This is a genomic window from Bradyrhizobium diazoefficiens, assembly GCF_016616235.1.
Classification (GTDB): Bacteria; Pseudomonadota; Alphaproteobacteria; order Rhizobiales; family Xanthobacteraceae; genus Bradyrhizobium; species Bradyrhizobium diazoefficiens_H.
In genome coordinates, this window is the sequence record NZ_CP067100.1 from 4,437,280 (window position 1) to 4,446,817 (window position 9,538).

10 protein-coding genes are annotated in these 9,538 nt (G+C 65.9%); 7 read left to right on the forward strand and 3 right to left on the reverse strand.

All coding sequences use genetic code 11. The features are described 5' to 3' along the window. Window positions 1–23 precede the first annotated feature (23 nt). From JJB99_RS21120 to JJB99_RS21135, 4 genes are read left to right on the forward strand one after another with little or no spacing between them, the layout of a single operon-like run. Complete coding sequence (locus JJB99_RS21120) at window positions 24–1,061, forward strand: NAD-dependent epimerase/dehydratase family protein (RefSeq protein WP_200494254.1); 1,038 nt, start codon at window positions 24–26, stop codon at window positions 1,059–1,061. Then, window positions 1,048–1,869 carry a GNAT family N-acetyltransferase gene (locus JJB99_RS21125; RefSeq protein ID WP_200494255.1) on the forward strand — a complete coding sequence of 274 codons (822 nt, stop codon included), beginning with the start codon at window positions 1,048–1,050 and terminating at the stop codon, window positions 1,867–1,869. The genes JJB99_RS21120 and JJB99_RS21125 overlap by 14 nt, the downstream gene beginning before the upstream one ends. Window positions 1,870–1,875: 6 nt before the next feature. After that, window positions 1,876–2,931: a dihydrodipicolinate synthase family protein gene (locus JJB99_RS21130; protein ID WP_200494256.1), complete on the forward strand. Its 1,056-nt coding sequence runs from the start codon at window positions 1,876–1,878 to the stop codon at window positions 2,929–2,931. Next, on the forward strand, window positions 2,919–3,701 hold the full coding sequence (locus JJB99_RS21135) for an ABC transporter ATP-binding protein (RefSeq protein ID WP_200494257.1): 783 nt from the start codon (window positions 2,919–2,921) through the stop codon (window positions 3,699–3,701). Before JJB99_RS21130 ends, JJB99_RS21135 begins: the two co-directional genes overlap by 13 nt. A 145-nt stretch (window positions 3,702–3,846) precedes the next feature. Here the strand turns inward: JJB99_RS21135 and JJB99_RS21140 are convergent, their stop codons facing one another. After that, window positions 3,847–4,938, reverse strand: a complete 1,092-nt coding sequence (locus tag JJB99_RS21140) for a TRAP transporter substrate-binding protein (RefSeq protein ID WP_200494258.1) — start codon at window positions 4,936–4,938, stop codon at window positions 3,847–3,849. A 96-nt stretch (window positions 4,939–5,034) separates the two neighbouring features. Between JJB99_RS21140 and JJB99_RS21145 the strand changes: the two genes are divergently transcribed. Then, window positions 5,035–5,217 carry a hypothetical protein gene (locus JJB99_RS21145; protein ID WP_200500455.1) on the forward strand — a complete coding sequence of 61 codons (183 nt, stop codon included), beginning with the start codon at window positions 5,035–5,037 and terminating at the stop codon, window positions 5,215–5,217. A 192-nt stretch (window positions 5,218–5,409) separates the two neighbouring features. Here JJB99_RS21145 and JJB99_RS21150 read toward each other — a convergent pair whose 3' ends face one another. Continuing rightward, window positions 5,410–5,667, reverse strand: a complete 258-nt coding sequence (locus tag JJB99_RS21150) for a hypothetical protein (protein ID WP_200494259.1) — start codon at window positions 5,665–5,667, stop codon at window positions 5,410–5,412. 66 nt (window positions 5,668–5,733) lie between these two features. Next, window positions 5,734–6,711 carry a DUF2778 domain-containing protein gene (locus tag JJB99_RS21155; protein WP_200500236.1) on the reverse strand — a complete coding sequence of 326 codons (978 nt, stop codon included), beginning with the start codon at window positions 6,709–6,711 and terminating at the stop codon, window positions 5,734–5,736. 204 nt (window positions 6,712–6,915) lie between these two features. Between JJB99_RS21155 and JJB99_RS21160 the strand changes: the two genes are divergently transcribed. Both JJB99_RS21160 and JJB99_RS21165 read left to right on the forward strand, forming a co-directional pair. After that, window positions 6,916–7,353, forward strand: a complete 438-nt coding sequence (locus JJB99_RS21160; RefSeq protein WP_200494260.1) for a DUF1810 domain-containing protein — start codon at window positions 6,916–6,918, stop codon at window positions 7,351–7,353. A 100-nt stretch (window positions 7,354–7,453) separates the two neighbouring features. Further along, window positions 7,454–9,535 carry a methyl-accepting chemotaxis protein gene (locus JJB99_RS21165; protein ID WP_200494261.1) on the forward strand — a complete coding sequence of 694 codons (2,082 nt, stop codon included), beginning with the start codon at window positions 7,454–7,456 and terminating at the stop codon, window positions 9,533–9,535. Window positions 9,536–9,538 lie beyond the last annotated feature (3 nt).

Here is a 9,538-nt window from a genome sequence, read left to right on the forward strand (position 1 = left end):
CAGAACGAACGAAGGACCGATCCATGCTGCTCACCCGCGAGAACCTGCCGAAGACCATCCCCGACATCGCGGCGCTCGACGATCTCTTGTGCCGGCCCACCCAGGCGTTGATCGACGACCTCGCGGGGGTCGAGGGCGACATCATGATCCTCGGCGTCGGCGGCAAGATGGGCCCAACGCTGGCGGGACTTGCCAAAGCGGCCGCACCGGACCGCCGCGTCATCGGCGTCGCGCGCTTCAGCGAAGCCGGCGTGAAGGACTGGCTGCACGAGCGCGGCGTCGAGACCATCAATTGCGATCTGATGGACGAAAGGGCCATTCAGGCGCTGCCGAAGGCGCCCAACATCATCTTCATGGCCGGCCGCAAGTTCGGGGCCGAGGGCGATCTGTCGCTGACGTGGGCGATGAATGCACATGTCCCGGCACTGGTGGCGCAGGCGTTCCCGTCCTCGCGGATCGTGGCGTTCTCGACCGGCTGCATCTATCCGTTCGTGCCCGTCGACGGCAAAGGCGCGACCGAGGAGATGGCGCCGAACCCGCCCGGCGAATACGCCCAGTCCTGCGTTGGCCGCGAGCGCATGTTCGAATATTTTTCGCGCAAGTTTGGAACGCCGGGCCGGCTGTTCCGCCTCAACTACGCGATCGACATGCGCTACGGCGTGCTGCACGACATCGCCACAAAAGTGCTGACCGGCATGCCGATCGACCTCAGCCTCGGTCATGTCAATTTCATCTGGCAGGGTGATGCGTCGTCGCAGGCGCTACGCTGCCTCGCGCATTGCACGTCCCCAACCTCGCCGATTAACGTCAGCGGCCACGAAATCCTTGCGGTGCGCGATCTCGCAGCAAAATTCGGCGCGCGCTTCGGCCGCGCGCCGGTGCTGACGGGCAAGGAAGAGCCGACGGCATGGCTCACGGACACGTCGAAAGCGGTCGAGCTGTTCGGCCTGCCGGTCGTCGACACCGAGCAGCTGATCGCCTGGACCGCGGACTGGGTGTCGCGCGCCATGCCGAACCTCGGCAAGCCGACCAAATACGAGGTGCGCGATGGACGCTACTGACGCTCCGCCCATCCTCAAGCTCGGCATCGAGGACGCGATCGCCGGGCTGGCGCTGTCGACCGAAGCGCACTGGAACCAGACCGAAGAGGACTGGCGCATCTTCCTGCGCGACGGAATCGTGTTCGGCATCCGCGAAGGTATGCGGCTGGTCGCAACCGCGGCACTGCTCCCCTACTCCGGCCACAACGCCTGGATCAGCATGGTGCTGGTCTCAGGCACCCACCGCCGCCGCGGCCTTGCCACGCGCCTCGTCGATGCCTGCCTGGAGACCGCGCGCAAGAACGGTCTGACCAGCTGGCTCGACGCGACGCCCGACGGCGCGGCCGTCTATGGCCCGCTCGGCTTCACGCCGACGCTGCAACTGCGCCGGCTCAAGCTGGTAAAGCCGGCGCAGGCCTCCGCGCCGGCGCTGTCAGCCACCACGCTCGACGCGCTTCGTGCGCGCGACATGCGGGCCACCGGGTTCGACCGCACCGTGCTCCTGACCGCCTTCGCACAACGCTCCGGCTCGCGCATTGTCGCTGCGAACGGCGCCATCGCGCTGGTGCGCGACGGCCGGACCGCCCGCCACATCGGCCCGTTGTTTGCAGACAATGCCGCGGCAGCGCTGGACCTTGTCCACGCCATCGCGCACTCCGAGCCCCGCCCTCTCCTGATCGACGCCATCGCTTCGCAAGCTGCGTTCCTGGAAGGATTGACCGCATCGGGCTGGACCATCGAGCGGCCGTTCCAGCGCATGCGGTTCGGCCCCGCCACTGCCATGGCTGAGGAAATGCCATTCGCCGTCGCCGGCCCTGAATTCGGATAGGACATCATGCACCACAGCCAGATCAACGCAGACGTCCGCAAGCTGATCGCCGAGGGCACCGTGCTGCCGGCGCATCCGCTCGCGCTCACCGCCGCGCGCCAGCTCGACAAACAGCATCAGCGCGCCTTGACGCGCTATTACATCGACGCCGGCTCCGGCGGCCTCGCCGTCGGCGTGCACACCACGCAGTTCGCGATCCGCGATGTCGGCCTGTATCGCCCGGTGCTCGAGCTCGCCGCCGAGACCGCAGCGAGCTGGACCAAGCGACCGCTCGCGCTGGTCGCGGGCCTTGCCGGGCCGACAAGCCAAGCAACGGCTGAGGCCCGCACCGCCCACGATATCGGTTATCACGCCGGCCTGCTCAGCCTCGCCGCGATGAAGAGCGCCTCCGAGGACGAGATCATCGCGCATTGCACGGCGGTTGCCGCCGAGATCCCGCTGGTCGGCTTCTATCTCCAGCCGGCGGTCGGCGGCGTCATCCTGTCGAGCCGGTTCTGGCAGCGCTTTGCCGCGATCGACAATGTCATCGCCATCAAGATCGCGCCGTTCAACCGCTACCGCACGCTCGATGTGCTGCGCGGCGTCGCGGCCGCTGGCGCGCTCGACCGCGTCGCGCTCTACACCGGCAATGACGACCACATCCTGCTCGATTTGACGCTGCCGTTCGATCTGCGCGACAAGGGCGTCACCACGCGCATCTATTTCAAAGGCGGCCTGCTCGGCCACTGGTCGGTGTGGACCGCGAGCGCCATCAAGCAGTTCGAGCGCTGCAAGGCCGCGCGGCACAAGGACAGCGTGCCGGCCGACCTGCTCGCGCTCGATGCCCGTGTCACCGATTGCAACAGCGCCTTCTTCGACGTCGCCAACAATTTTCACGGCTGCATCGCCGGCTGCCACGAGGTGCTGCGGCGCCAGGGCCTGATGCAGGGTCTGTGGTGCCTCGATCCCAACGAGGGCCTCAGCCCCGGCCAGAAGGATGAAATCGACCGCGTCTGCGGCGAGCATGCCGACCTCAGCGACGATGCCTTCGTCGCTGCCAATTTGAGCAAATGGCTGGCATGAGCCCCGAGGCCTTCATCAGCCTGCAAGGCGTCCGGAAAGTCTATCGGACCGGCGGCGCCGAGTTCCTGGCGGTGTCCGACGTCACCATGGACGTGCAGGAAGGTGAGCTGGTGTCGCTGGTCGGCCCTTCCGGCTGCGGCAAGACCACGGTGATGAAGATTCTTGCGGGCCTGCACAGCGCCGACGGCGGCCGCGTCAGCATTGGCAACGCCAAAACCCCGTTCGATCCCACGCGCGACATCGGCATGGTGTTCCAGCAGGCGCTGCTGTTGAAGTGGCGCACCATCCTGGACAACGTGCTCTTGCCAGCCGAGATCGTGGGACTGCCGATGAAGGCCGCGCGCGAGCGGGCGCGCGACCTGCTCAATCTCGTTGGGCTAGCTGGCTACGAGCAGAAATATCCCCGGGAGCTCTCCGGCGGCATGCAGCAGCGCACCGCCATTGCCCGCGCCTTCATCCACGATCCCAAGCTGATCCTGATGGACGAGCCGTTCGGTGCGCTGGACGCGCTGACGCGCGAGCAGATGAACCTGGAGATGCTGCGGATCTGGCGCGAGAGCGGCAAGACCATCATCTTCGTCACGCACTCGATCCAGGAAGCCGTGTTCCTGTCCTCGCACTGTGCGGTACTGACCGCGGGACCTGCGAAGATGGCCGACTATTTCCCGATCGACCTGCCCTTCCCGCGCGACCTGCCGCTCAAGACGACGGATGCGTTCGGCGCCTATGCAAGGCGGATCTATGCGAAGCTGGGGCTGGGTGTGGCGTAAGACGTCACACGAGATCTCGTAGGGTGGGCTAAGCGCAGCGTGCCCACCATTGCAAGTGAAACAAGGAATGGTGGGCACGGCGCAAGGGCGCCTTTGCCCACCTACAGGAGCTGGGCGCGGCGTAAACACCGCGCTCTCCTGACCATCAGCTCTTGTTGCGCATCTTGCCGAGCAGATAGTTATCGTAAAAATTCTCCGCGATCTGCGTGTAGAACAAGAGCTCCTTCATATAGGCGTCGTGGCTGTCCTTGGTGCGCTTGAACAAGTCGCTCTTGGCGGCGAGCTCGTTCAGGTGGTCCTGGGTCGCGTTGTAGCAGGCTTCCATCACCGGCTGCGGGAATGCCTTCAGCTCGGCGCCGTTGGCGATCAGCCGCTTCAAGGCCGCCGGATTCACGCTGTCGTACTTTTCGAGCATCCAGGCGCCCGCGGCCGAGGCGGCCTGATTGACAATCGCCTGATAGTGCTTCGGCAGGCTCGCCCATTTCTCGTCATTGACGATCATGTGCAGCATGGCGCCGCCTTCCCACCAGCCCGGGAAGTAGTAGTACTTGGCGACCTTCTGGAAGCCGAGCTTCTCGTCGTCATAGGGTCCGACGAATTCGGCGGCATCGATCGAGCCCTTCTCCAGCGCCGCGTAGACATCGCCGCCGGCGAGCTGCTGCGGCACGATGCCGAGCCTGGCCAGCACATGACCGCCCATGCCGGCGATGCGGAATTTGAGTCCCTTGAGATCGTCGACGGTCTTGATCTCCTTGCGGAACCAGCCGCCCATCTGAGTGCCGGAATTGCCGCAGAGGATGGCGTGCGCCTTGAAGGGTTTCAGCGCCTCGTTGGCGAGCTCGGCACCGCCGCCGAAAAACCACCAGGACTCCTGATGGCGATGGTTCATGCCGAACGGCGCACCGGTGGCATAGGCCAGCGCCGGCTCCTTGCCGATGTAGAAATAGAGCGGCGTCTGCGCCATCTCGACCGAGGCGACGCTGACGGCATCGAGCGCCTGCAGCCCCGGCACGAGCTCGCCGGCCGCAAAGGTCTGGATCTGGAATTTGTTGTCGGTGGCGTCAGCCACGTATTTCGCAAAGGTCTGCGCCGTGCCGTAGATGGTGTCGAGCGACTTCGGGAAGCTCGAGGTCAGGCGCCATTTGATCTCGGGCTGCGACTGCGCAATCGCAGGTGCAGCAACCAGCGTCGTTGCGCCGGCAACCGCGCCGCCCTTGAGGAACGTACGGCGTTTCATGATGGGCTTTCTCCCTTGAGGTCAGCTTCGAATGGTCTTCGCGGACCGTTTGCCCGTTCCTGCAGCGGAGTTCAAGCCGCGAGAGCGCATGGCGCCGTGGCCATCGACCGCCGAAGCAGCGCACCAAACCAAGGGCTTGCCGGAATCCGAACGGCCTACAAGGGCAGCGACATGACCAACGGCGCCGGCAATTTTGCCTGCATCGACCCCGGCTTCAAGCACGGCGGCGACCACGACTTCGACGAGGACGACGACGGGCGCGGCGACGACCGGCACTGATCGCGGTCAGCCTCTCTCGTGTGCCCCGGACGCAGCGCAGCACGCAGTGATGCGCTGCTGAGCCGGGGCCCATCTCACCGCGTAGTCTGCGGCTTTATAGGTCCCTCTGCGCCGCAACGCTCACGCGCTGCGGCTTGTCCGGGACACGCGAATGAGTGGCGATGATGACACGATGAAAACAACGCGCCCCTCTCAGAGCAGCTTCGCGCTCACGAACAGCGCGCGGACGGCGTTGGTCGCCTGCACCGCGAGCATGGCGTTATCGGCGGCGCCTTCGAGCGCCGCGACCGCGTCTTCATGCAGCGCGCGGAATTCCATCCACTCGACCGATTTGAAGTTGGTGAGGAACTGATAGGCCTGGCCGACGGTCGCGATCGCCAGCGTGTCACCGTTCAGGCGGATCTTGAACGTCGTGCGCAGCGGGGTTTCGGAGCTGGATGGATCACTCATGGGCTGCTTCTGGAGGATGACGGCTTAACGAAGAGAAAACGGCAGCGCCGCCGGAGCAGGCCAATATCAGGATTCGGTGCTGGCGCGCTGCGAAGCGGTTGCCGCTCCGCTCAGGCTCGGCACCACGACCAGGCGGTTGAACTCGCCGTTGTCATACGCCTTGAGGAAGCGATCATAGTCCTTGATCGAGACGCAGCCGTTGGAATCGCCGCGCGGTCCCAGCATATAGCTGTGGGTAAGAAGGCCGACGCGGCCGAGCGCGCTGGTGCCGTCGGTCGGCGTCAGGCGCAGCGCGCGGATGCCGTGGAACAGTTTTTCACGCGGCTTGAGGTCGTAGGTCGCCGGCGGAGTCGCGCCCACCATGCGCTGGTCGACATGGTCGGGGTCGTCCATCAGCGCGCCCATGCCCGAATGCGCCTCCAGCGCGACGCCACTCGGCAGGTAAAGCGCCTTGGCCTTGATGTCGTAAACCGCCGTGCGCGAATCGTAGCCCAGGGCGACGAGATCCGGCGCCTTGCCGAACAGGCCGTCGCTGGGGGTCAGGGAGGCCAGCTTGATCTTATCGGTGAATTTCTCGAAGAAGTTGCGGTTGTCGACCCGGGGATTGGTCTCGGCATAGGCCTGGCTGGAGGCGATCTGGGCCGAGAAGTCCGCCTGCACCGGGCGCGAGCGCGGCATCGGGACGACATCGGCACGCTGCGAGGCCGGTCGCCGCTCGTCCACCGCCGTCCGGTCATCATCGGTCAGGGTCGAGCGCCACTCGTCGCCCTGGAGTTTCTGGGCCAACATCGCCTTGGCGTCGCGAAGCTTGAGCTGGACGGCGTTCAGGGCGGAGCGCTCCATCGTGCGCAGGCCCAAGTCACCCCCGAAGTCACCCCCGAAGTCACGGGCGGGCGGACTGCTTGAGAGCGATGCAAAGCGGTCGTCGAACGACGGAGCGTTGGCCGGCGGCAGCGCGGCGGTCACCAGCGGGGTCGAGTCGCCGATATCCGCAACCCAAGCGGCGGCACCGAGTGCCAGCGCAACGGCCGCCAAAGACAGCAGTATCGTCTCGGCCCGCCCAATACGGCGGCGCGACGACAACAGCCTCTCGGCGCGTGCGCGGTCGGAAACCATCAGATCCCCAAAACGACCCCCGGGGAGACCCACCCCCACCCGGAGACTCTGTACCAGCTACCACATTGGGAGCCAAAAGTTAGGCATAATCGCGGCCGGCCAAGGCCTGACAAGGCCATCCCAAGGTATCCCATGACCGATCCTTTCGATCTAGTACGCTTTGTTCAGGCCCAAGACCCGGTTTTTCGCGCCGTCCAGGGCGAACTGGCCCGCGGACGGAAGCAGAGCCATTGGATGTGGTTCGTCTTCCCGCAAATCGCCGGCCTCGGCTTCAGCGCCATGTCGCAGCGCTACGCCATCGGCTCGCGGGCGGAGGCCAGGGCCTATCTCGCCCATCCCATCCTCGGCCCGCGCCTCATCGAATGCACCCGGCTCGTGCTGGCCGTCGAGGGGCGGACCATCAACGCCATCCTCGGCGCGCCCGACGATGCCAAATTCCGCTCCTCGATGACGCTGTTCGGCGCGGTCTCGGACGAGCCGGTTTTCGGCGAGGCGCTCGCCCGCTATTTCGGCGGCGAGCGCGACGAGGCGACGCTGGAGCTCCTTGCGGAGCTCGATCGACCGGCGTAAGGCGCGCGCCCCCGGCCAGCAGCGTAAACCCGCGATTAATACGCTGCCCCTATTTTTCGGAGAATATCTTTCTCCCCCGCGCCAATTGCCGGACAAAATCATGAAAATCGGTACGCTCCTGACCACCGCCATCGTCTCGCTCTCGACCGTCGGCGGCGGCCTCGCGGTTTACGTCGCCGTGACGAAGTATCAGACGATGGAGCGGATCACCGAAGCGCAAGGGCGGCTCGCGATCGTGCGCGCCGTCAGCGACATCCCGCGCTATCTCAACCCCGAGCGCGGCTTTGCCACCAATATCCTCTATGGCCCTGCGACCGTCGATCCCGCGCAGCTCTCCGAGCATGACAGACTGCGCAAGCAGACCAACGGCGCCCGCGACAAGATGAATGCGCTGCGCAAGGAATTGCCCGGCCCGTTCGATGACGGCATGACCATCGGCAGCGACATCGACAGCATCAATGCGAAGTTCACCGCCCTGCGTGAGGCCGTCGACAAGGCCATCGCCGGCCCGGCGGATGCCCGCAAGGACGCCGCCAGGAAGATCGTCGCCGACAACGCCGTGCTCAACGGCAGTGTGACCACGCTGCTCAACGAGCAGGTCCGGCGCATGGCGATTCTTAACGGGGACGCCTACCGGCAGGCCAGCTACGCCAATATTGCCATGACGCTGCGCGACGTCGGCGGCCTCAACGCCAGCGTGCACAAGAACCTCGTCGCCTCCAAGAAGGTTGCGAGCGACGCCGAGAAGGCCGACATCGCCCGCGTGCAAGGGCGCAACGACCAGATCGTGATGTCGCTGCAGGAATTGCGCGGCAATCCAGCAACGCCAGCGAATGTCGCCGCCGCGCTGGAGACGATGAATTCCATCTACGTCGAGGAATTCGGCCGCGAGGTCAAACTCGCCAAGGACGGCGCCGTCAGCGGCAAGTACGAGCACGACGTCGACACCTACTATGCGGCGTCTCAACGGGGTCTCGGCGCGATCATCGGAGTCCGCGATGCCTTCTATGACAACGCCGAGCAGATCCTCGCCGGCGCCTCGTCGGCCGCGCGCACCAGCTTCACCATCGCACTTGCAGGCCTTATCGCCGTGCTGATCGCGAGCATCGGCCTCGTCGTGACGGTCCGCCGCCGCGTCTGCGCGCCGATCGTGGGCCTGACAAGCCGAATGTCGCGCCTTGCCGACGGCGAGGTTGCAGAAGAGATCCCCGGCGCCGAGCGTTCCGACGAGATCGGCGCGATGGCCGCGGCCGTGCAGGTATTCAAGGACAACATGATCCGGGCCGACCGGCTCGCCGCCGAGAAGCAGGCCGAGAACGACGGCAAGATGCGCCGTGCCCAGGCGCTCGACGAGTTCACCCGCGCGTTCGAGGCCAAGGTCACCGAGCTCGTCGGCGGCCTGTCCCGCGCCTCCTCCACCATGGAGAGCACGGCGCAGTCGATGACCTCGACCGCAGCGCAGACCAACAGCCAGGCCGCGGTCGTCGCCGCGGCCTCCGAGCAGACCTCGACCAACGTCCAGACCGTCGCCAGCGCGACCGAAGAGCTGACCTCCTCGATTCACGAGATCGGCCGTCAGGTCGCGCAATCGACCGAGATCGCAGCTCGCGCCGTCGACAATGCGCGCCGTACTGGCGACACCGCACGTACGCTCGCCGAGGGCGCACAGAAGATCGGCGACGTCGTCACGCTGATCCAGAGCATCGCCGAGCAGACCAATCTCTTGGCGCTGAACGCCACCATCGAGGCCGCCCGTGCCGGCGATGCCGGCCGCGGCTTTGCGGTGGTCGCTTCCGAAGTGAAATCGCTGGCCGGCCAGACCGCCAAGGCCACCACCGAGATCTCCGAGCAGATCACCGCGATCCAGGCCGCGAGCGACGAGACCGTGGCCGCGATCCGCAACGTCGCCGATGTCATCGCCGAGATCGACCAGATCGGCACCGCGATTGCGGCGGCGATCGAGGAACAGGGCTCGGCGACCAAGGAGATCGCCCGCAGCGTCCAGGAAGCCGCCCGCGGCACCCAGGAGGTCAACACCAACATCTCGGGCGTGCAGCGCGCCGCCGACGACACCGGAACGGCCGCGAGGGAAGTGCTGGGCGCGGCCGAGCAGCTCTCGACCCAGTCGCGCGACCTCGCCGGCCAGTTCGAACGCTTCCTCGGCGAAGTCAGGGCGGCTTAAGAA

Excerpts from the sequence above, each read along its gene's own strand:
- JJB99_RS21140 (WP_200494258.1), bottom strand. The coding sequence starts at position 4,938 with ATGAAACGCCGTACGTTCCTCAAGGGCGGCGCGGTTGCCGGCGCAACG.
- JJB99_RS21130 (WP_200494256.1), top strand. The coding sequence starts at position 1,876 with ATGCACCACAGCCAGATCAACGCAGACGTCCGCAAGCTGATCGCCGAG.
- JJB99_RS21125 (WP_200494255.1), top strand. The coding sequence starts at position 1,048 with ATGGACGCTACTGACGCTCCGCCCATCCTCAAGCTCGGCATCGAGGAC.
- JJB99_RS21135 (WP_200494257.1), top strand. The coding sequence starts at position 2,919 with ATGGCTGGCATGAGCCCCGAGGCCTTCATCAGCCTGCAAGGCGTCCGG.
- JJB99_RS21120 (WP_200494254.1), top strand. The coding sequence starts at position 24 with ATGCTGCTCACCCGCGAGAACCTGCCGAAGACCATCCCCGACATCGCG.
- JJB99_RS21160 (WP_200494260.1), top strand. The coding sequence starts at position 6,916 with ATGACCGATCCTTTCGATCTAGTACGCTTTGTTCAGGCCCAAGACCCG.
- JJB99_RS21150 (WP_200494259.1), bottom strand. The coding sequence starts at position 5,667 with ATGAGTGATCCATCCAGCTCCGAAACCCCGCTGCGCACGACGTTCAAG.
- JJB99_RS21165 (WP_200494261.1), top strand. The coding sequence starts at position 7,454 with ATGAAAATCGGTACGCTCCTGACCACCGCCATCGTCTCGCTCTCGACC.